The organism is Paenibacillus alba (assembly GCF_013204855.1).
Classification (GTDB): Bacteria; Bacillota; Bacilli; order Paenibacillales; family NBRC-103111; genus Paenibacillus_E; species Paenibacillus_E alba.
In genome coordinates, this window is sequence record NZ_JABMKZ010000019.1 from 43336 (window position 1) to 63603 (window position 20268).

Sequence of the window (20268 nt, forward strand, 5' to 3'; positions counted from 1 at the left end):
AATTGGATTAGGGCGTCAGCCCTAAGACATAAACAATCGCGAATATAACGTTTCATGCTGCATCATGGCCAAATCAGCAGCCGGTGAGTTCATATACGCATCCAAGGGATCTAAGTGAGCAACTCGCCGCCACTCCCGTTCCGTCAACGGAACCAACTTGGCCAGCAGAATCTGCCCTTGCGTCTGCCCCATGGACATGAGTCTCAGCGCGCTGTTGATACAGGTCATGATGCAGCTGTATAAATATCCTTCTACCGCTTGATCCAGCGGCACCCTAAGCTGATAACTGACCCATCCATGAATCATCGGATGATTGGAACTGCAACGTCCCGCTTTCACCGCCTCATCGAGCGGCTGCCAAGGCAGATCGGGATACATCGACTTCGCTAGCTGAAATAGCCTGCGCCCCATTTTCTGAACACCGATTCTTGCTTCGCTTGACGCCCGCTGCACATGCAGCATGTGGTCGATCTCCCAGAGCTGCTCCCATGACTCGCTCGGCATATGTTGATATGCGGCTTTGATCACCATCGCATCTGAGGAAGCCCAGCTGTTCGCAAGCATCGTGCCGATGTACGCTTCAAGCTCATCCACCGTTTGCAAACGACCCTGCTGAACTAACGTTTCCAAACCAAAGGAGTGAGAGAAGCCGCCAATCGGCAGAGCGGAGTCAAGCAGTTGTTGATAAGCGAGCCAGTGGAACTTTGGGGTCGTTTGCTGTGAAGTCATTCCAGTTACCGTCATTTGTGCTCACCTCAATCAGGAACTTCCCGCACTTTTAAAATAAAAAATACAACTGTGCCATCGGCAGCTTTGTCGCCGGCTCACATGTGATAGCTTCGCCATCAACCTTTACTTCATAAGTTTCGGGATTCACTTCAATCGAAGGTGTCCCGTCATTGTGAATCATATCTTTCTTCGAAATAGCGCGGCAGCCCTTCACGGGCTCAATGCGCTTGCGCAGCCCTAACTTCTCCGCAATACCGCGGTCATAGGCCGTTTGAGAGACGAAGGTAATGGAGCTCTGCGTTAAGGCTTTGCCAAAAGCAGCGAACATCGGCCGGCCGAATACCGGCTGAGGCGTCGGAATCGAAGCATTTGGGTCTCCCATTTGCGCATAGGCGATACTGCCGCCCTTAAGCACCAGATCAGGCTTCACCCCGAAGAACATCGGACTCCAAATGACCAAATCGGCAAATTTGCCAGGCTCAATCGAACCAACAAGATGCGAGACCCCATGTGTAATCGCGGGATTAATTGTATATTTGGCAATGTAGCGTTTGATTCGGAAATTATCGCCTTCCTCCGTGTCAGGAGACAACGGTCCACGCTGTTTTTTCATCTTATCGGCGGTTTGCCAAGTGCGGATAATGACCTCGCCAACCCGCCCCATCGCCTGCGAATCCGAGCTTAACATGCTGAACACGCCTAAATCATGCAGGATATCCTCCGCCGCAATCGTCTCAGGGCGGATTCGCGAATCCGCGAAAGCAACATCCTCAGGAATACGGCTATCCAAATGATGGCAGACCATCAGCATATCGAGGTGCTCTTCTATGGTATTGATCGTATAAGGCCTCGTCGGGTTCGTCGAAGACGGCAAAATGTTAAGCTCGGCAGCAGCGCGGATAATATCAGGCGCATGTCCGCCACCCGCTCCCTCCGTATGATACGTGTGAATCGTCCGGCCTTTGATAGCGGCCAGCGTATCCTCCAGAAATCCCGCTTCATTTAATGTATCGGTATGAATAGCTACCTGAACGTCGTATTGATCTGCTGCTTCCAGGCACGTATCAATCGCCGCAGGTGTTGTTCCCCAATCTTCATGAAGCTTCAAGCCAATCGCTCCGGCTTCAATCTGCTCCACTAAAGGCGCGAGGAACGAGGCGTTTCCTTTGCCCGTAAAACCCAAATTCATCGGGAAGGCTTCCGCTGCCTCGAGCATGCGCTGCATATGCCAAGCTCCGGGTGTGCACGTTGTTGCATTGGTACCCGTGGCTGGCCCTGTGCCTCCACCAATCATCGTCGTCACGCCGGAAGACAGCGCCGTCTCAATTTGCTGCGGACAGATGAAATGGATATGAGCATCGATCCCGCCCGCTGTCACGATTTTACCTTCACCCGCAATCACTTCCGTACTGGCACCTACGATCATCGAGGGATGTACGCCATCCATAATGTCCGGGTTTCCCGCTTTGCCGATGCCAACAATGTGACCGTCTCGGATGCCGATATCCCCTTTGACAATGCCCCAATGGTCGATGACGACGGCATTCGTGATCAAAGTATCAAGAACGCCCTGATCGCGTGTGGCGCCGCTGGATTGCCCCATGCCATCGCGAATGACTTTACCTCCGCCAAATTTGCATTCATCACCGTATACCGTGTAATCATGTTCGATTTGTGCCCACAATTCCGTATCCGCCAGTCGAATGGCATCACCGGTTGTAGGACCGAACATTGAAGCATAGCTCTTACGATCTATTCGATTCACCGGGATTTCCCTCCCATGTTTGCAATCTTTCTTTGACCTCATCCGACATTTGCCCTTTGACGACCAGACCCTTGCTCAAATTATTCAGACCATAGGAAACTTTGGCACCACCCAGCTCAACTAGCTGAACAGGCTTCTGTTCCCCAGGCTCGAAGCGAACCGCTGTCCCTGCCGGAATGTCCAAACGCATCCCAAAAGCAAGTTCTCTCGAGAAATCCAAAGCCCGATTAACTTCAAAAAAGTGAAAATGCGAGCCGACCTGAACGGGACGATCTCCTGTATTCGTAACGATCACGTCGACCGTTTGTCTTCCAACATTCATTTCAATATAGCCCTTGCCTGTTCGGTATTCTCCCGGAACCATGTTGTCGCCCCTTTCCTTTGATCATTTTAGGTAATTGGTTCGTGAACGGTCACTAACTTCGTACCATCAGGAAATGTCGCTTCGACTTGAACCTCATGAATCATTTGCGGAACGCCTTCCATCACTTGCTCCGCGCTCAGAATGGTCGTGCCGAATGCCATAAGCTCTGCAACAGTCAAGCCGTCTCGGGCCCCTTCCATAATTTCTGATGTGAGCAGCGCTATGCTTTCTGGATAATTCAACTTCAAACCTCTCCCAAGTCTTCGACGCGCTAGATCGGCGGCCACTGTAATGAGCAATTTTTCTTTCTCTCTCTCCGTTAAATGCACATCTTCACCTCTTCAAAAACCGAATAATGGGAATCCTTTACACTTATTATATTCGTGTATTTAACGATTGTAAATCTTATATGTCATATATAGTTACATGAAAAATGAATTTTTCGAAGGAATATTTCGTATTTATGTGATTTCCCCAAAGAATTAATCGTATTTTGTGCGTCAAACACAAATAACCTTTCTTTTGTGTCATGTATATTGACACTAACTTGTTTTCCAATTTATCATAAGCGTTGTAATCCAAATCTTGTAAGTAAGGGAGTGGGCAGAGAATGAGAGAGATAAGAAACAAAGGTAAACTCACAGTCGCTTTGGGCATGGCTCTAATGATGGTCATGGCCGGCTGTGCCAAATCGGTTCCAACATCAACGACACCTAAGACATCTACAGCTGCGGAGGTAAAGGCGGAGACGAAGGATGAAACCGTACCTGTTGGTATTCTTCACTCTCTAACGGGAACGATGTCCATCAGCGAAGTATCTGTCAGGGATGCGGAACTTATGGCAATTGACGAAATTAATGCAGCCGGGGGACTCTTGGGCAAGAAAATCAAGCCCGTCATTGAAGACGGGGCATCCGATTGGCCGACTTTTGCAGAGAAAACTAAGAAGTTACTGCAAAAGGACAGCGTTGTAACGATCTTTGGCTGCTGGACATCTGCCAGCCGCAAAGCGGTGCTTCCGGTCGTCGAGCAGAACAAGGGATTACTGTGGTATCCCGTACAATATGAAGGCGTGGAATCATCACCGAACATTTTCTACATCGGCGCAACAACGAACCAGCAAATTATCCCCGCTGTCACTTGGCTCCTGCAAAACAAAGGCAAGAAATTCTACCTCCTGGGTTCCGACTACGTATTCCCAAGAACAGCCAACAAAATCATTAAAGAGCAATTGAAAGCTGAAGGCGGTACGCTGATTGCAGAAGAATACACCCCGCTTGGACATACCGATTACAACACAATTATCAGCAAGATTAAAAAAGACAAACCGGACGTTATTTTCAATACGTTGAACGGTGACAGTAACGTAGCCTTTTTCAAACAATTGAAGGATGCCGGCATTACAGCCAAAGACTTGACGACGATGTCCGTAAGTATCGCTGAAGAAGAGGTTCGCGGGATTGGCGCATCTGTTCTCGATGGTCACTACACGGCTTGGAACTATTACCAAACAACGGATATACCAGAAAACAAAAAATTCGTTGAAGCCTACAAAGCCAAATATGGCAAAGACCGAGTAACGGATGACCCGATTGAAGCTGGTTACACAGCTGTATATTTATGGGCTGCCGCTGTGAAGAAAGCTGGTTCCTTTGACGTAGAGAAAGTAAAAGCTGCTGCCAAAGGCATCGAATGGAACTCACCGGAAGGCAAAGTTACGATTGACGGCGAGAACCAGCATATTTACAAAACAGCTCGTATTGGCCAAATCCAGGCGGATGGGCAAATCAAAGAAATATGGAATTCCGGTCAAGCGCTCAAGCCGGATCCCTTCCTGAAAACCTACCCTTGGGGCGGAGAAGTAACGAAGAAATAAGAGGGACTTATGAGGATCGTTATTGGAGCCAGGATTGCCTATCGGCAGTCCTGGATTTCATCATTTACTCAGGCTTTACCGGGGGAGGATTGTTATGAGTCTACTGCTGCTTCAACTGTTTAACGGCTTAAGTTTAAGCTCCATTCTACTCCTGATCGCTATTGGCCTTGCCATTACATTCGGCCTCATGAATGTGATGAACATGGCGCACGGTGAATTCATTATGATTGGCGCCTATATGGCGTATCTGGTGCAACAATGGTTCCAGAAAATGCTGCCAACCTCCGCTTTCGGCTGGTATTTCATTGTTTCACTGGGCGTAGCCTTCGTTGTTGCCTTCGTCGTAGGCTGGCTGCTTGAGCTTTGCTTGATTCGCTTCATGTATGGAAGGCCGCTGGATAGTCTGCTTGCGACTTGGGGAGTCAGTCTCACCTTGCAGCAGCTGGCAAGGACGATCTTCGGCGCCCCGAATGTAGCGGTGAAAGCGCCGGAATGGCTGGAAGGCGGCTGGCATGTGACAGCTGACCTCATTCTGCCCTACAAGCGGCTCTTTATCATCGCACTAGTGGCACTTTGCATCCTCGTGATTTATATGTACCTGTACCACTCCGCAGGCGGCAGACGAATGAGAGCCGTCATGCAGAATCGGGAAATGGCAGCTTGTCTGGGGATCTCTACCCGCCGGGTAGATGCGCAATCCTTCGCCTTCGGCTCTGCTATGGCAGGCATTGCGGGATGCGCCTTAACGCTGCTGGGACCTATTGGTCCAACCATCGGCACCTATTACATTGTTGATGCTTTCATGGTGGTGGTGCTTGGCGGTATCGGCAAGTTGATCGGTACGGTTGCCGGAGCATTAGGCATCGGGGTTTTCAATACGGCTTTAGAATACACAACGAGTGCTACGCTCGGCAAAGTACTTGTCTTCACCCTCATCATTGCCTTCTTGCAGTGGAAACCGATGGGACTTGTGACGATCCGTTCAAGATCCTTAGATTAAGAAAGGATGTGTCATTCTCCATGCTCTTAGCCGGACAATCCAAAATCAAACTCACGGTATACACCGTTTTCTTGATCATTATCGCCTTAGCGCCTCTCTTCTTATCGGAATTCCGCCTATCGCTTCTCGGCAAATTTCTCGCCTACGCCATTATCGCCATGGGCATTGATCTCATTTGGGGCTACACTGGCATCCTGAGCCTCGGCCACGGCGTATATTTCGGACTTGGCGCATATTGCATGGCGATGCATTTGAAGCTTGCCGCGACGCCTGACCAGCTGCCGGATTTCATGTCCTGGAGCGGTGTCGAAAGCCTGCCTTGGTTCTGGGTTCCGTTTCACCATGCAGGCGTTGCCTTCGTACTCGCCTTGATTGTACCCATGATCGTTGCTTTCATTTTAGGCTATTTTACATTTCGCAATCGGATCAAAGGCGCCTTTTTCTCTATCCTTTCTCAAGCGCTTGTCATTATTGCCGTAACCTTGTTTGTTGGTCAGCAAGGCTATACGGGCGGCACGAATGGGCTTACGAATTTCAACACTTTCTTAGGTTTAAATCTGCAAGCACAATCCACCAAATTGTTATTTTTCTATCTCACGCTTGCCGTTGTTGTCGCAGTACTCATCCTTTGCAGTATGCTCGTGACCAGCCGATTGGGCAATATCCTCACCGCCATTCGCGATGGAGAAAATCGCGTCCGCTTCATCGGCTATAATCCCGTCACCTTCAAAGTATTCATCTACTGTGCCTCCGCTGGATTAGCAGGGCTTGCCGGCGTCCTCTTCGTCCTTCAGGAAGGCATCATTTCACCCGCTCAAATGGGCATTGTCCCTTCCATCGAGATGGTCCTGTGGGTGGCGATAGGCGGCCGTTCAACCATTGGGGGCGCTGTTCTCGGAGCCTTGGTTACGAATGCCGCCAAAACAACCTTCAGTGAAGCCTATCCTGCTTGGTGGCCGATTATGCTCGGAGCCATGTTCATTATCGTTGTTCTTCTTTTACCCAAAGGCATCGTTGGCACGATTGCCCACTACACATCCCATTGGAAAAAACCCGTGCTTCCCAAGTCGATATCTTCCTCGCAAGAAGCAAGCTGACTATACATGATCCAAGTTTTATGAACAATGAAGGAGGAATTTTCCCAATGCTAGGACAAATAGCGAAGCAAGAACCTGTAGCCGGCGAGAACATCCTGAGCGTGAAAGGACTTGAGGTGAGCTTTGATGGATTCAAAGCCTTGCGAAATCTGGACTTTTCCTTGCAATATGGAGAGCTTCGATTCCTCATCGGGCCGAATGGAGCAGGTAAAACTACGCTCCTGGATGTCATTTGCGGGAAAGTGAAACCTTCACAAGGTCATGTGCATTTCAAAACTTCCATCGATCTCACGAAGCATCAGGAGCACCAAATCGCTCAGCTTGGCATCGGCCGCAAGTTTCAAGCACCTTCTGTTTTCTCAACATTAACCGTATTTGAGAATCTGGCTTTGTCCATGAAGCAGAAGCGAGGTCTCCTCAGCGCATTAGTGGCCAAAACAACAAGTGAACAGCGCGATCGCCTGCATTTTAGGCTGGAGATGATCGGACTGCAGAACAAAAGCAATGAGCGAGCAGGCTCCCTATCTCATGGCGAGAAGCAATGGCTCGAAATCGGGATGCTGCTCATGCAAGAGCCCGATCTGCTGCTGCTTGACGAGCCGGCCGCCGGCATGACGGACAGTGAAACGGAGAAAACAGGCGAGCTGCTGCACGAAATAGCGGCTAACCAGACGATCATTGTCGTCGAACACGATATGGCATTTGTAAGGCAATTTGCAAGAACCGTTACCGTTCTCCATGAAGGCACCGTGCTCCGCGAAGGTACGATGCAAGAAATCCAGAATGATGACAAGGTTGCTGAGGTGTATTTAGGAAGGAGAGTGGAGCGCGGTGCTTAACCTTCAGAAGATTGAAGCCGGCTACGGCGAAAGCATGGTCATTCGCAACGTCAACCTTCAGGTCAAGCCAGGACAAATCGTCTGCCTCATGGGACGCAATGGGGTTGGCAAGTCCACCTTGATGAAAAGCATCATGGGAGTCATCAAACCGAAGTCCGGCTCCATTTCTTATCATGACCGAGACATTAGCTCCTTCCCTCCGGATCGGCGTGCCAAATCGGGTATCGGCTATGTGCCCCAAGGCCGTGAAATCTTCCCTCAGCTTAGCGTGGAAGAAAACCTGCTGCTTGGTCTAGAAGCCGCCGCAGATGGGCGGAAGAAGCTGCCCGATTCCCTCTTCGATACCTTCCCTGTGCTTCGTCAAATGCTTCATCGCAAAGGAGGCGACCTCAGCGGCGGTCAGCAGCAGCAGCTAGCCATCGCTCGCGCCTTGGCATCCGGACCCAAGCTCCTCCTTCTAGATGAACCCATGGAGGGGATACAGCCGTCCATCGTGATGGAAATTGAAGCCATCATCGAATCCATCAAGCGGAATCGGGAAATCGCCGTTTTACTGGTTGAACAAAGCTTGGAATTCGCTACCAGCATAGCCGATTACTATTATGTGTTGGATCGAGGCACCATAGCCGCTGAGGGGGAAGCCGAGCATTTGAGCGAAGAACAAGTGCGAAAGCATTTAACCGTATGATTTTGCAAGCTTTGACTCACTCTATCAGAGGAAACTGGCATACTTGACCTACTCTTGTAGGTATCAAGTACCAACCAGTTTCTTTTTTTCTATAAATTGACCTATTTATTAACATAAAACTGGACGTCACAAAATGGATAGTGATAACATGACAATATAAAACAATTATTGCGTCCGGCATATCGAGGACCAAGCCTTTTGAAGGAAAGGGAGGGGAACGTGTATGTCTAAAGTTTTGATCATTGAAGATGATTTAAGCATTGGTGAAATGATGTCCATTTATTTGTACGAAGAAGGCTATCAAGTCATGCGGGCAGAAACTGGCCGCCAAGGTGAAACCCTATTCCGAGACTTCGAACCCGATATCATCGTGTTAGACATTATGCTGCCTGATGTGGATGGCATCCAGCTATGTACTCACTTTCGAACGGTTTCTATGATTCCAATCCTTATGGTCTCTGCCAAAAGCGAGGTTTCAGACCGCGTTAAAGGACTGCAAACAGGTGCCGATGATTATTTGTGCAAACCCTTTTCGATGCGAGAGCTTGCTGCCCGCATTCAAGCGCTGCTTCGACGTTCGCATGTCTTCATTCCCCCAACAGCGGAAGCGAATGAAGCACCCGATCAAATCGTCCATTTAGATTTCGAGAAACGTTGTCTATTCGTACATAACAAGATGATAGAAACAACCTTCTCCGAATTCGAAATTATGAAACTTCTCTGGCAAAATCAAGGTCGCGTGTACAGCCGCGAGGAGCTGCTGAACCGGGTTCGCGGGTTCGATTCCTACGTAACTGAGCGTGCTATTGATGTTCACATCGCCAACCTTCGCAAGAAAATAGAAACCGATCCCAAAGAGCCGAAATACATCAAAACGGTCTGGGGCGTTGGTTATAAGTTTTTATTCTCCTAAGCCTCCTGTGAGGCTTTTTGTTTTGCCCAAAAAAGTGAGCAAAAGCAGTCACCAAATAGGCGAATGCACAATATGATGATTATGGAAATCGTTCCCGCACGGTTCTAGGAAAAGCACGGTCGTGCATATCTAAGAAGATCAGAAGAAAGCTTTCAAGACGAAAGCTCAAGGAGGATTTATTTTTATGTTGAATAACCCTTTCAAGATCGGCAATCAAGCTAACCCGCAAGCCCAATTCGGGTATCCTTACCCTGCCTATCCGGTGCCTACCAACATGACGAACAAAGTCGTACCGCCAACACCAAGCGGCTCATTCCTGCCTCCAACTGGCAATCAAGGACCTGTCGGTGTGAACCCTCCCGGTCTTCTTCCTTTGGAAGAGTCCTACATCGAGAACATACTTCGCTTGAACTTAGGCAAAATAGCCACCATCTACATGACATACGAAAACAACTCCGAATGGAATGCCAAGATCTTCAAAGGCAAACTAGAAGCCGCAGGCCGTGATCACATCATCATCAGCGACCCAGCAACAGGCATGCGTTATCTATTGCTTATGGTGAATCTGGACTACATTACATTCGATCAAGAGCTTCAGTACTACTATCCATATGGCGGGGTTGGCCAACAAAGATAAGCACGTGATACCACGGCAATCCCCTGCCAACAAACTAACATGGCCTATGAATCTGCAAATTCCATTTTGGAACTGCAGGTCATAGGCCTTTTTTTGAGGAAGAGACAGCAGCAAAGTGCCACATATGGAGCTTGCGCAAACCGCCTTCTACCCATGCTTCCCAATCCGGTTGCAAATCCCCTTGCTTCCCTTGCAATCGAACTTGCTTTAAATGGGTATACTCTTCATAAGAGACACTATTCCAAATTTCTACATATAGTCCTTTTTGATCTGTTCCCTCCAATAGCTCCAAACGCCCTTCCCGACATTGCCATTGCTGCATATAGATGAGAAATGGCTCCCGGAATTCGGGTTTTATGGTATACTCTACAAAAACTTTAGACATTTTTAGATCTCCCTCTGATTTATTTTTTGCTCCAAAATGGTAAACTATTAAGAAGACGGAAAAAGTTGATCCGAATGACGCCGGTTTTCCAACCGAAAACTCAGCCTAATCTTACGAAACAAGTTTTCCCATGGAAAACGCTAAGGAGGAAACCCACTTGGACACAGGAACTCATCTTGTTATTGGTTTAGGGTTAGCGGGACTTTCGCAAATTGACCCTAGTGTTTCGGCAGATACTGCGACAACGACAGCAGTCTTCATCGGAACAATCATTGGCTCTCAGATTCCGGATGTGGACGGGCTGCTTCGCTTCAAAGGAAACGCTACGTACATTCGCAATCATCGCGGTCGCTCTCACTCTTTGCCAGCCTTGCTGCTATGGACGCTGCTGATCACCGGAGCACTCGCACTCTTCTTTCATGGAATCCCTCTCTTGCATCTTGGGATGTGGGTAGGCATTGCCGTCTGTTTTCACGTTTTCACCGATTGTTTCAACACATATGGCACACAAGCGGTTCGGCCTTTCTCTGAAAAGTGGGTATCGTGGAACATTATTCACATTTTTGATCCCTTCATCTTTTCAAGTCATATTGCGGCTATCTTCATGTGGTCCTTTCATGTAGCAAGTCCGACGCTGGTATTTCCGACTCTCTATGGCGTCCTTGCCCTTTATTACATCTGGCGTTCACTTGATCATTACATCGTCGAAAAGGGACTGTTTCGCAAAGATCCTACCTATCAGCCTGGAGATCAATATACCCTTATTGTAACATTCAACCTCTATGTGTGGAATGTCGTGAAGCGCAAACAGGACGGCAGCTACCAGTTAGGCGAACTCAAAAATTCAAAGCTTAGATGGATTGATACCATTAAATGCGAAGAACATCCAGCGATCGAAGCGTCCAAGCATCACGAAGACATTCAAGCCTTGCTCTACTTCTCTTCCTTCACCTGCGCGGAAGTCAAAGAGCATCGTTGGGGATACGAAGTCAGATGGGCGGATGTCCGCTATCGCCATCGCAAGCAATATCCTTTCGTCGGGGTCATCCTGATGGATCATAATTATCAAACATTAGATTCGTACGTCGGTTGGGTAAACGATACTCGGCTTGAGAAGAAATTGCGAGTCGATCTGTATTAATAAAACAAAATGAGCAGCAGGCCATTAGGTCTGCTGCTTCTTTGTTCAGTTAAAAGCTCCTAATTTATCAGGGTTTCTTACGAGATACACATGACGGATCGTTTCTTGCTCAACGTGGACCAACAGAATCGTATCAATACCAGCTTGCGTTCGGATAAGCAGTGCTAATTGTCCATTCACTTCCCTAAGCTCCGCTTGCAGCGGCTCATTGTTGTGCAAGGCTTTGTCTTTAATGCCAAGAAGGAAACGCGCAACACGCAATCTCGTTTCAATAGGATGGGCCGCTGCCAGCACTTTACCGCCGCCATCGGACAGAAGAACGACATCTTCCGAAAGCAGTGCTAACAATGCATCCAGATTCCCCTGTTCCAAGGCAGACATGAAACGTACTACCCATTCCCCCGCTCCTGCTTCAGCGGTGACAGTCTCTTCCTCCGAGATACCCGCCTTGGCTCTCGCCCGGCTCATTATTTTGCGGCAGTTGCTCTCGCTGATACCCATCAGACCCGCGATGGCCGAATGATCGAAACACAGCGCCTCGCGGAGAACAAAGACAGCACGTTCCCTCGGCGTCAAACGTTCCAACAGAACCAGCATCGCATAAGAAAGCAAATCACTGCGAACGACTGATTCCAAAGCATCCCCCTCAGGCGTAGGAATTGGCTCAGGCAGCCACGGGCCTATATAACGTTCACGTCGGCGCTTGGCTGACCGCAGCTGGTCCAGACTACGATTCGTAACCATACGACAGAGATAGGCTTTGGGCTGATCCATCTCCTCCAGATTAATATCATAGGCCTTCAGAAAAACATCTTGAACAGCATCTTCGGCATCAGCAATCGAGCCTAAAAGTTGATAAGCAAGTGTAAATAACAATGGTTTATACCGCGTATATAAAGTATCCATGTATGAAGTCCTTTCGCAAAAAGCAGTGCACGATCAGCGCGAGACCGCTACCATCTATTGTAGCAAACTTGCTTGATCCCAAGTGAACTTTCGCACTTTCCAACCAAGCTTGCCGGTCAGGATTATATCCAATCCCCATTTATGAGTCCAAACCATCCCTCGTTCAGGTCCCAATCCAATGCAGAAAAAGTCCATGAAGCCTGTATGCTCAGGAGCTCGCGATCCGTCTAGATCTGCACACAGCACCTTGGCAAGACGAGCTGCTTGCGCTGTCGCTTCCTTGCAGGTTAGCCGGTCAGGACGGCCGGTTGCCGCATCCGTAATTCTGGCGCAGTCCCCAATCGCATAGACACCAGATACCCCCTTCACACGATAGCTGGCATCCACGATAAGTTGACCTTCCTGTGTAATTGGCAATCCAAGCGTACGAAGCACCGGATTCGGCAGCAATCCAAGCGTCCAGACCGATAATCCCACGGACAGCTGTTCTCCGTTCGCAAGAACTAGTTTTCCATCTTTCTCATAGAGCGCTTTGGCAGCATGCTTAACGATAACGCCAGCATCTGAGAGTACGTGAGCGAGCTTGTGCCCTACCTTAGCTGGGCCTTCTTGGAACAGGCGCTCTTGCGCATTAAGAAGATACACACGGACGTCCGACGGGTTCAGATTGAGCTTGCGCGCCTCATCACGCAGCGCAGATATGAGCTCAGCCGAAGCCTCAATTCCGCTGATCCCCGCTCCTGCAACAGCCACTGTTAGCAGTTGCTCTCGTTCCGCTTCATTTTGGCAATGACTCGCTTTCCGAAGATTGGCTTGCCAGCACGCACGAATCCTCGCAGCAGAATCCAGACTGGTTAAGGCTATGCCGCCTTGCTCTGTATCGGGCTGACGAACTACACTGCCAACCGTGACCACCAACTGATCGTATTTGACGCAATTTGCTTTACCGTCCGAGCCTGTAAAATGAAGCTGATTAGCTTCGCTGTCAACCTTCTTTATCGTGCCTTGAACGAACTGAACGCCTTCCGGGAACATATCCGCCAAAGGGATCGTAATATTTTCTCCCCCTGCAGCCGGTTTAAAAAGCAGAACCTTGCGAAGATGATAAGCCTCTTTGTCCATTAAGATCAATCGAAGCTTTTTACCCTGAAATTTCCCCGGAAATGATTTAAGCAAAGCCTTGATGGTGTGAATGCCTGCATAGCCTCCGCCAACAACAATACATGTATGTTCTTGCATAGAAACCAACTCCTCTTGTCTGTGATTACTCATGTAACGAGTTCGTCGCACATTTTGTGACAGCAGAGGAACTGTAAAACGGAAAAAACCCAGAGGATTTCTCCTCCAGGTTTCATATGACAAAAAACGGTGAAAGCTATTAACGGTTGACAGGTTCCTAGCTGCGGAAGCCGGATTGACCTGCTAGCGTTTGTTCGGCGATTTGTACCAACCGGCGAGTGATGTGACCACCGATTGCTCCGGTATCACGAGTTGCCATGTAGCCATAGTAACCGTCTTGAGGAATTTGGATGCCCAGTTCTTGAGCCACCTCATACTTCAATTGATCTAAAGCTTGGTTGGCTTGTGGAACTACCAGCGTATTGCTGTTGCGAGATTGTCCTGTACCCATAAGGATCAGACTCCTTTCAGTCAGCTATGATCTTTGATGTATTTGCAAGCTTGCAAAGATAGTATGTGGAGAAAATGAAGTTATATGCACGACGATGAAAAAAGTTTAAAATAAGGTGATATAGCTCAATCTTCTAGAAAGTAGGTCACATTCATGAGTAAACCACTCGCGCTTCTATTCGCTGTTGTCGGCACGCTTCTGCTCGCTGGCATCAGTTTATTTATCGCTCTCCGTCAGCCTTGGCTGGTCCTTGCCTGCTGCATCGTTTCTTTAGGGTTTATCGGATATGGCTTTGTTGTTAAAGCTAAGATCCGCAAAAGAAATAGTCGGCCATAGCTAAAAAGAGTAAAAAAACCTTCAGCTCCACGATTTTTCGTGGTGCTGAAGGTTTTTTAGTGATTAAACAACAAAGCCCATCCGCTTCTTCACTTCAAGCAAAGTTTGATCGGCAACTTCCGCTGCTTCCTGCGCGCCTTTTTTCAAAATATCAAAAATCTCACCGGATTTGCGAATCTCATGATAACGTTGTTGGATCGGTTCAAGAACCGCGACGACTTGCTCTGCCAAATCCTTTTTGAAAGGACCATAACCTTGCCCGTCATACTTGGCTTCAATCTCAGCTACGCTCAAGTCGGCAAAGTGGGAGTAGATCGAGATCAAATTACTTACCTCAGGCTTGTTCTGAGGATCATATTTCACCTCACGCCCAGAATCAGTAACCGCACGGCTAAGCTTTTTGCGAATCACAGACGGTTCATCGAGCATGCCGATGAAGCTGCCGGCATTCGGACTGCTTTTGCTCATCTTTTTGGACGCGTCATCCAAAGACATGATTCTTGCGCCGATTTCCGGCGTATACGGCTGCGGCATCACGAACATTTCGCCGAAGCGGTGGTTGAAGCGGTTCGCCAAATCGCGCGTCAGCTCCAAATGCTGCTTCTGGTCATCCCCGACCGGAATAAGATCCGCGTTGTACAACAAGATATCCGCAGCCATCAGAGACGGATACGTGAACAAGCCCGCGCCAACGGAATCTTTGCCTTCCGACTTATCTTTGAACTGCGTCATCCGCTCGAGTTCACCCATATTCGTCAACGTCGTCATAATCCAGCCAAGCTCAGCATGCGCATGCACATGGGATTGCAGGAAAATGGACGCCTTATTCGGATCTAGACCCGCTGCAATGTAGAGCGAAGCCGCTGATTCCGTTTGCTCCTTCAATGCCGCTGGATCTTGAGGAACCGTGATTGCGTGCATATCCACCACCATAAAATAACAGCGGTGCAAATGCTGCAGCTTTACATAATTGCGAAGTGCGCCAATATAATTACCAATCGTCAGCTGTCCGCTGGATTGCATGCCGGATAGAACTCGTTTCATGTGAAAATCCTCCTCATTTGTATTCCCAAAAAGACAACAAAAAAAGCCTCTCGCCGCAAGGGACGAGAGACCGTGGTACCACCCTAATTTGTCTGTGAACATAACATTGTCCTAAGACCTTCAGGCTCTGATAACGGAGAGCTACCGTTTGGCATACTTAGTCAGAAGCAGTTGTTTCTCCGGCCTAGGTTCCGGCACCCCGCTTACTGTGTTCAGCCTCAAGCTCAAGGATCCATTCGATTTGCGCGTTTCACCGGTTCGCACCAACCACCGGCTCTCTGAGAAACGAAAGACAAACTTACTTGTTCCTATCATCGCTTATTGATTTGATATTATTATACACCTTGACTTCCCATTGTCAACCAAGGACATTGTCCTATCCGACAGAACCCGTACATAGGATAGAACATACAATCTATGGACAAAGGGGTGTCAACGAATTGTCATCAACTCTATACCGGTGGAGCCTACCTATCTCCACGGTCATTTGTGTGTTGCTTCTTCTCCTCATCGCAACAACCAGAGAGCTGCCTCCTATCGGCTTGGTCATGTACGAAAGCAAAAGCGTCTTATCCGCTTTTCTGGACATTTTTCTCGACGCTTTGCCTTTTATGGTTCTAGGAGTTCTGTTGTCTACCGTGGTTGAAAATTTCATACCGGAAGGCTTTATCCGTCGAATGACGCCCCGTCATCCGCTCGGAGGCATCCTGTTCGCCTGCGTGCTTGGGATTATGTTTCCGCTTTGTGAATGCGGCATGATTCCATTCGTTCGCCGTCTCATGCACAAAGGAATGCCTGTATATATCGCCGTCATCTTCATCCTTGTCGGACCGATTCTGAACCCGATTGTGTTCGCTTCGACCTTCATGGCCTTCCGTGGAGATCCTGCCATGGCCTACTCCCGAATGGCACTCACCTTTGGCGTAGCGCTGGCTGTTGGACTCTTTCTGACCCGCTTCCTGAAAAGCAATCCACTGCGCCACGCGATCCCGGCGCTTCCCAACAAGACGCATCAGTATAAGAATGAGCATACGCATGGCGAAAAGCATAACCACAGCCATGATGATCATCAGCACCAGCACCATGACCATCACCATAACCATAACCATGACCATGACCATAGTCACGATCATCATCATGCTCACGGGGGCCGTGTCATGACGATGCTGAGTCATGGCAGCACCGAGCTGCTGGAGATGAGCAAATATCTGATGCTTGGCGCTTTCCTGACAGCGCTGATACAAACCTTCGTCGCGCAAGACAGCCTTTCTGCCATTGGCCAAGGTCCCTTTATTTCTCATGTGTTTATGATGGGTTTTGCCTATTTGCTCTCGCTATGCTCCACGACGGACGCTTTTGTCGCTGTCTCTTTTGCCAAAACTTTCTCACCTGGTTCTTTACTCGCTTTTCTCGTCTTTGGGCCGATGATCGATGTCAAAAGCACCTTGATGCTGCTGTCCGTCTTCAAAGCTCGTTTCGTTCTAACGCTGTCCATCCTTGTCGCGGTTATCGTCTTGACAGGCTCCTTGCTTTTCATGCACTTCTTTTTGACCTAAGCTGGACTCGCTAATCACATCCACCTTCTTTTGCAAACTATGGAAAATATCATAAACTGCTGCGAAAAGGAACTACAAACCGCTAATTGGCTCAAAATCCGATATTTGCAGCTGAAAGGGAAATAGGATCCCTTATTTCACCCCTACAGGGGGAAAATCCAACAAATTAGACAAATTAGCGTACCGTATTTCCGTCTGACTAGCCAAATGGCTGTTTGGAGCAGGAATAAGGGAACATAGTTCCGTTTCAGAAGTTCAAGGTCAGTTGGGGGAGTGGGGATTGGTAGGGCTGGTGGGGCTGGTGGGGCTGGTGGGGCTGGTGGGGCTGGTGGGGCTGGTGGGGCTGGTGGGGCTGGTGGGGCTGGTGCGGCTGTGGGGCTGTGGGGCTGTGGGGCTGGTACGGCTGGTGCGGCTGGTGGTTGTGTCGGTTCAGACAGGTCAATCGGATTAGTTTGGCCCAGCTGGCCCACTTCATCCGCAAGCCACAAAATTAACAAGGGTAAGCTTCCCCCAAGACTAAATAAAAGGAGTCTCGCGTATGTGCGAGACTCCTTTTGTCATAAACCTTAAATTTTCAAGATGGCGCCTGCACTTGCATTCGTCACCATTTTGGTGTAACGCGCCAAATATCCCGTTTGGATCTTCGGTTCAAAATCTTTCCAACCTTCACGACGCTTCGCAAACTCTTCATCGCTGATTTGCAGCTCGATTTTGCGGCCATCCATGTCCACATCAATGATATCGCCATCTTGCACGAAAGCCAGAGGTCCGCCCTCAGCCGCTTCCGGTGACATATGACCGATGGAGATACCGCGGGATGCGCCGGAGAAACGACCGTCTGTGATCAAAGCGACTTTCGCGCCCAAACCCATACCGACGATTTGGGACGTTGGAGCCAACATTTCCGGCATACCAGGTCCACCTTTTGGTCCTTCGTAACGGATAACAACGACATGGCCTTCTTTGACATGACCGTTCGCAATCCCGTACAACGCTTCGTCTTGGGAGTTGAAGCAGATGGCAGGGCCAACGTGACGTCCGCCAACGGATTTATCCACGGCGCCAACTTTTACGATACTGCCTTCAGGAGCCAGGTTGCCGAATAGAACAGCCAAACCGCCGCGCTCGCTATGCGGGTCCGTCAAAGGACGGATAACGTCCGTATTCTGAATTTCGCATCCAGCGACATTTTCGCGGAGTGTTTGAGCCGTTACAGACAAGCAATCGCCGTTGAAAGCGCCCGGTTTTTTCAATAATTCATTAATAACCGCGCTCACACCGCCTGCCAAATGCACGTCTTCGATGTGGTAATCGGAAGCCGGAGCAATTTTCGCAAGATGAGGCACGCGTTCTGCCACTTCGTTAATTCGGGAAATCGGGTAATCCACACCAGCTTCGTGCGCGATTGCAAGCGTATGAAGAACCGTGTTCGTGGAACCGCCCATCGCCATATCCAAAGCGAACGCATTGTCGATCGCATCAATCGTAACGATGTCACGAGGCTTGATGTCTTTTTCGATCAATACCATCAATTGCTTCGCACAGTCTTTAACGAATTGCTTGCGCTCTTCAGCAACAGCAAGAATCGTACCGTTACCAGGCATCGCCAGTCCAAGACCTTCAGCCAAACAGTTCATGGAGTTTGCTGTGAACATACCGGAACAAGATCCGCAAGTCGGACAGCCGTATTGCTCAAGCTCTTCCAATCCAGCCTCGTCCAATTTCCCTGCTTGGAAAGCGCCTACGCCTTCGAATACAGAGGAAAGGGAAATGGATTTGCCGTTTTTATCTTTGCCGGCTTTCATCGGTCCACCGCTGACTAACATCGTTGGAATGTTAACGCGAAGAGCCCCCATGATCATACCCGGTGTAATTTTATCACAGTTAGGAATACAAATAAGTCCATCGAACCAGTGGGCGTTGACAACCGTTTCCAGAGAATCGGCAATAATTTCACGGCTTGGCAAGGAATAACGCATACCGATGTGACCCATGGCAATTCCGTCATCTACCCCGATTGTGTTGAACTCGAAAGGCACGCCGCCAGCTTCACGGATCGCTTCTTTCACAATTTTACCGAATTCTTGCAAATGCACGTGTCCCGGAATAATGTCTATATAAGAGTTGCAAACGGCGATAAACGGCTTGCCGAAATCTTCCTCTTTAACGCCGGCTGCACGCAGCAAACTGCGATGCGGAGCGCGGTCGAATCCTTTTTTGATCATGTCGCTGCGCTGTTTTGGATGAGCCATACTCAATTCCTCCTAGATTTCTTTTCGTTTGAGAAAATAATGAATCTATCATACCACACTTCTCGTCAAATTTCTCCCTTTAGTGTGTTGACGCGTCAATGTACTAGGAATTGGAAGGAATCCTAAGCTTTTTTGCGATTCAAATGCACGAAGGTAATGGCCAAAGCCAGAACCAACACGCCTCCTTTGACAATGTCGAAGCCAAAATAGGGAACATTCAGCATCGTCAAGCCATTGAGCAAAATGCCGATCAAAACAGCTCCGAAAAACGTCCCAATCACATTCGGCTTCCCGGCGCCAAGCACGGAATACCCGACGAACACGGAAGCAACTGCTTCCATCAGCAGCGGCGCACCTGCATCTATCTGCCCAGAACCAACACGGGAAGCATATAGAATGCCTCCGAATGCAGCAAAAATACCCGATAATACGTAAGCTGCCAAACGAATTTTATTCACCGAAATTCCTGACAACCGAGCGGCTTCACGATTGCCGCCTGTCATGTACAATTGTCTGCCCCAGCGTGTATAAGTAAGGAAAATATGAACGCCGACAACAGCAACCAGCATGAGAATAACAGGCACAGGTACGCCAAGGAACTTCCCTTGTCCGATCCAGAGGAACTCAGGTGTGAACTTTCCTTTGGCTACTGTTCCGTCTTGAAATCTCATATTATTATAGATCGAAAAACCTTTCGTATACGTCTTTTGGACGCCGCCGATGATGTACATGACGGCCAAAGTCGCCAGTAGATCCGGGATGCGAATCTTAACGATCAGCAGCGCATTCAAAAGTCCGATCACAGCCCCAATGATAAGAGGAACAATAATAACGATAATCAAAGGCTGTTGATACCAGACCATCAAAGCCGCCGCACCCACGGTGGATAAAGAAACAGTGGAACCTACAGACAGGTCAAAACCATCGACAATTTGGGATAGCGTAACGCCAATCGCCACGAACATCACAATCGAGATCGACCGCAAAATATCAGCGATATTATCATAGGTCATGAAATTTTCATTAATGATCGAGAAGACGACGATGACCAAAGCAATAATGAACAACGCGCCGTATTTAAAGGAAAAATCCAAGCTTTTTTCTTTCATG

At 48.7% G+C, this 20268-nt stretch carries 22 protein-coding genes and 1 other annotated feature; of the genes, 11 read left to right on the forward strand and 11 right to left on the reverse strand.

Annotated features, from left to right (window positions below; genetic code table 11):
• Nucleotides 1–21 precede the first annotated feature (21 nt).
• The 4 genes from HQN90_RS22045 to HQN90_RS22060 are packed head-to-tail and all read right to left on the reverse strand — an operon-like array spanning nucleotide 22 to nucleotide 3187.
• Complete coding sequence (locus HQN90_RS22045) at nucleotides 22–744, reverse strand: urease accessory protein UreF (RefSeq protein ID WP_246362750.1); 723 nt, start codon at nucleotides 742–744, stop codon at nucleotides 22–24.
• A 34-nt stretch (nucleotides 745–778) separates the two neighbouring features.
• On the reverse strand, nucleotides 779–2461 hold the full coding sequence (gene ureC / locus HQN90_RS22050; protein WP_246362772.1) for an urease subunit alpha: 1683 nt from the start codon (nucleotides 2459–2461) through the stop codon (nucleotides 779–781).
• A 13-nt stretch (nucleotides 2462–2474) separates the two neighbouring features.
• Nucleotides 2475–2858 (reverse strand): urease subunit beta, encoded by a 384-nt coding sequence (gene ureB, locus HQN90_RS22055; RefSeq protein ID WP_173222648.1) that lies wholly within the window; start codon nucleotides 2856–2858, stop codon nucleotides 2475–2477.
• A gap of 26 nt (nucleotides 2859–2884) precedes the next feature.
• The gene (locus HQN90_RS22060) at nucleotides 2885–3187 is read right to left on the reverse strand and encodes an urease subunit gamma (RefSeq protein WP_079409842.1); all 303 of its coding nucleotides are present in this window, start codon (nucleotides 3185–3187) and stop codon (nucleotides 2885–2887) included.
• A gap of 281 nt (nucleotides 3188–3468) precedes the next feature.
• Here HQN90_RS22060 and urtA point away from each other — a divergent pair, with 281 nt between their 5' ends.
• The 7 genes from urtA to gerQ all read left to right on the forward strand — a co-directional run bounded on the left by urtA (nucleotide 3469) and on the right by gerQ (nucleotide 9908).
• Nucleotides 3469–4734 (forward strand): urea ABC transporter substrate-binding protein, encoded by a 1266-nt coding sequence (gene urtA / locus HQN90_RS22065; protein ID WP_246362752.1) that lies wholly within the window; start codon nucleotides 3469–3471, stop codon nucleotides 4732–4734.
• Nucleotides 4735–4828: 94 nt separating this feature from the next.
• Complete coding sequence (urtB, locus tag HQN90_RS22070; protein WP_173222650.1) at nucleotides 4829–5734, forward strand: urea ABC transporter permease subunit UrtB; 906 nt, start codon at nucleotides 4829–4831, stop codon at nucleotides 5732–5734.
• A 20-nt stretch (nucleotides 5735–5754) separates the two neighbouring features.
• Nucleotides 5755–6831 (forward strand): urea ABC transporter permease subunit UrtC, encoded by a 1077-nt coding sequence (gene urtC / locus HQN90_RS22075; protein WP_173222652.1) that lies wholly within the window; start codon nucleotides 5755–5757, stop codon nucleotides 6829–6831.
• Nucleotides 6832–6878: 47 nt separating this feature from the next.
• Nucleotides 6879–7670 (forward strand): urea ABC transporter ATP-binding protein UrtD, encoded by a 792-nt coding sequence (urtD, locus tag HQN90_RS22080; RefSeq protein WP_216855412.1) that lies wholly within the window; start codon nucleotides 6879–6881, stop codon nucleotides 7668–7670.
• Nucleotides 7663–8358: an urea ABC transporter ATP-binding subunit UrtE gene (gene urtE, locus HQN90_RS22085; protein WP_173222656.1), complete on the forward strand. Its 696-nt coding sequence runs from the start codon at nucleotides 7663–7665 to the stop codon at nucleotides 8356–8358. The genes urtD and urtE overlap by 8 nt, the downstream gene beginning before the upstream one ends.
• Before the next feature lie 223 nt (nucleotides 8359–8581).
• Complete coding sequence (locus tag HQN90_RS22090; protein WP_173222658.1) at nucleotides 8582–9271, forward strand: response regulator transcription factor; 690 nt, start codon at nucleotides 8582–8584, stop codon at nucleotides 9269–9271.
• 184 nt (nucleotides 9272–9455) lie between these two features.
• Nucleotides 9456–9908: a spore coat protein GerQ gene (gerQ, locus tag HQN90_RS38900; protein ID WP_246362754.1), complete on the forward strand. Its 453-nt coding sequence runs from the start codon at nucleotides 9456–9458 to the stop codon at nucleotides 9906–9908.
• A 79-nt stretch (nucleotides 9909–9987) separates the two neighbouring features.
• On the opposite strand, the gene HQN90_RS22100 is transcribed toward gerQ, so the two are convergent.
• On the reverse strand, nucleotides 9988–10293 hold the full coding sequence (locus HQN90_RS22100) for a hypothetical protein (protein WP_173222660.1): 306 nt from the start codon (nucleotides 10291–10293) through the stop codon (nucleotides 9988–9990).
• Between the two features lie 157 nt (nucleotides 10294–10450).
• Between HQN90_RS22100 and HQN90_RS22105 the strand changes: the two genes are divergently transcribed.
• Nucleotides 10451–11434, forward strand: coding sequence for a metal-dependent hydrolase (locus tag HQN90_RS22105; RefSeq protein WP_173222662.1), 984 nt, complete (start codon nucleotides 10451–10453; stop codon nucleotides 11432–11434).
• Nucleotides 11435–11479: 45 nt separating this feature from the next.
• On the opposite strand, the gene sigJ is transcribed toward HQN90_RS22105, so the two are convergent.
• The 3 genes from sigJ to HQN90_RS22120 all read right to left on the reverse strand — a co-directional run bounded on the left by sigJ (nucleotide 11480) and on the right by HQN90_RS22120 (nucleotide 13970).
• Entirely contained in the window at nucleotides 11480–12340 is an 861-nt protein-coding gene (gene sigJ, locus HQN90_RS22110) for an RNA polymerase sigma factor SigJ (protein WP_173222664.1), read from the reverse strand.
• A gap of 54 nt (nucleotides 12341–12394) precedes the next feature.
• Nucleotides 12395–13579, reverse strand: coding sequence for an NAD(P)/FAD-dependent oxidoreductase (locus tag HQN90_RS22115; RefSeq protein WP_173222666.1), 1185 nt, complete (start codon nucleotides 13577–13579; stop codon nucleotides 12395–12397).
• 157 nt (nucleotides 13580–13736) lie between these two features.
• The gene (locus HQN90_RS22120) at nucleotides 13737–13970 is read right to left on the reverse strand and encodes an alpha/beta-type small acid-soluble spore protein (RefSeq protein WP_079409854.1); all 234 of its coding nucleotides are present in this window, start codon (nucleotides 13968–13970) and stop codon (nucleotides 13737–13739) included.
• A 153-nt stretch (nucleotides 13971–14123) separates the two neighbouring features.
• Between HQN90_RS22120 and HQN90_RS22125 the strand changes: the two genes are divergently transcribed.
• Nucleotides 14124–14306, forward strand: coding sequence for a DUF5325 family protein (locus HQN90_RS22125; RefSeq protein WP_173222668.1), 183 nt, complete (start codon nucleotides 14124–14126; stop codon nucleotides 14304–14306).
• A 63-nt stretch (nucleotides 14307–14369) separates the two neighbouring features.
• Here the strand turns inward: HQN90_RS22125 and trpS are convergent, their stop codons facing one another.
• Complete coding sequence (gene trpS / locus HQN90_RS22130) at nucleotides 14370–15350, reverse strand: tryptophan--tRNA ligase (protein ID WP_173222671.1); 981 nt, start codon at nucleotides 15348–15350, stop codon at nucleotides 14370–14372.
• A gap of 55 nt (nucleotides 15351–15405) precedes the next feature.
• Nucleotides 15406–15674 (reverse strand) — a binding site (T-box leader).
• A gap of 116 nt (nucleotides 15675–15790) precedes the next feature.
• Here trpS and HQN90_RS22135 point away from each other — a divergent pair.
• Nucleotides 15791–16906 carry a permease gene (locus HQN90_RS22135; protein ID WP_246362756.1) on the forward strand — a complete coding sequence of 372 codons (1116 nt, stop codon included), beginning with the start codon at nucleotides 15791–15793 and terminating at the stop codon, nucleotides 16904–16906.
• Nucleotides 16907–17186: 280 nt separating this feature from the next.
• Entirely contained in the window at nucleotides 17187–17357 is a 171-nt protein-coding gene (locus HQN90_RS22140; protein WP_173222582.1) for a hypothetical protein, read from the forward strand.
• A 115-nt stretch (nucleotides 17358–17472) separates the two neighbouring features.
• Here the strand turns inward: HQN90_RS22140 and ilvD are convergent, their stop codons facing one another.
• Nucleotides 17473–19158 (reverse strand): dihydroxy-acid dehydratase, encoded by a 1686-nt coding sequence (ilvD, locus tag HQN90_RS22145; RefSeq protein ID WP_173222673.1) that lies wholly within the window; start codon nucleotides 19156–19158, stop codon nucleotides 17473–17475.
• Nucleotides 19159–19280: 122 nt separating this feature from the next.
• Nucleotides 19281–20267 (reverse strand): ABC transporter permease, encoded by a 987-nt coding sequence (locus HQN90_RS22150; RefSeq protein WP_173222675.1) that lies wholly within the window; start codon nucleotides 20265–20267, stop codon nucleotides 19281–19283.
• Between the last annotated feature and the right edge of the window lies 1 nt (nucleotide 20268).

Excerpts from the sequence above, each read along its gene's own strand:
- urtB (WP_173222650.1), top strand. The coding sequence starts at position 4,829 with ATGAGTCTACTGCTGCTTCAACTGTTTAACGGCTTAAGTTTAAGCTCC.
- urtD (WP_216855412.1), top strand. The coding sequence starts at position 6,879 with ATGCTAGGACAAATAGCGAAGCAAGAACCTGTAGCCGGCGAGAACATC.
- HQN90_RS22120 (WP_079409854.1), bottom strand. The coding sequence starts at position 13,970 with ATGGGTACAGGACAATCTCGCAACAGCAATACGCTGGTAGTTCCACAA.
- HQN90_RS22045 (WP_246362750.1), bottom strand. The coding sequence starts at position 744 with ATGACGGTAACTGGAATGACTTCACAGCAAACGACCCCAAAGTTCCAC.
- HQN90_RS22150 (WP_173222675.1), bottom strand. The coding sequence starts at position 20,267 with ATGAAAGAAAAAAGCTTGGATTTTTCCTTTAAATACGGCGCGTTGTTC.
- ureC (WP_246362772.1), bottom strand. The coding sequence starts at position 2,461 with ATGTTCGGTCCTACAACCGGTGATGCCATTCGACTGGCGGATACGGAA.
- trpS (WP_173222671.1), bottom strand. The coding sequence starts at position 15,350 with ATGAAACGAGTTCTATCCGGCATGCAATCCAGCGGACAGCTGACGATT.
- HQN90_RS22100 (WP_173222660.1), bottom strand. The coding sequence starts at position 10,293 with ATGTCTAAAGTTTTTGTAGAGTATACCATAAAACCCGAATTCCGGGAG.
- sigJ (WP_173222664.1), bottom strand. The coding sequence starts at position 12,340 with ATGGATACTTTATATACGCGGTATAAACCATTGTTATTTACACTTGCT.
- HQN90_RS22090 (WP_173222658.1), top strand. The coding sequence starts at position 8,582 with ATGTCTAAAGTTTTGATCATTGAAGATGATTTAAGCATTGGTGAAATG.
- HQN90_RS22115 (WP_173222666.1), bottom strand. The coding sequence starts at position 13,579 with ATGCAAGAACATACATGTATTGTTGTTGGCGGAGGCTATGCAGGCATT.
- HQN90_RS22125 (WP_173222668.1), top strand. The coding sequence starts at position 14,124 with ATGAGTAAACCACTCGCGCTTCTATTCGCTGTTGTCGGCACGCTTCTG.
- urtA (WP_246362752.1), top strand. The coding sequence starts at position 3,469 with ATGAGAGAGATAAGAAACAAAGGTAAACTCACAGTCGCTTTGGGCATG.
- urtC (WP_173222652.1), top strand. The coding sequence starts at position 5,755 with ATGCTCTTAGCCGGACAATCCAAAATCAAACTCACGGTATACACCGTT.
- ilvD (WP_173222673.1), bottom strand. The coding sequence starts at position 19,158 with ATGGCTCATCCAAAACAGCGCAGCGACATGATCAAAAAAGGATTCGAC.
- ureB (WP_173222648.1), bottom strand. The coding sequence starts at position 2,858 with ATGGTTCCGGGAGAATACCGAACAGGCAAGGGCTATATTGAAATGAAT.
- gerQ (WP_246362754.1), top strand. The coding sequence starts at position 9,456 with ATGTTGAATAACCCTTTCAAGATCGGCAATCAAGCTAACCCGCAAGCC.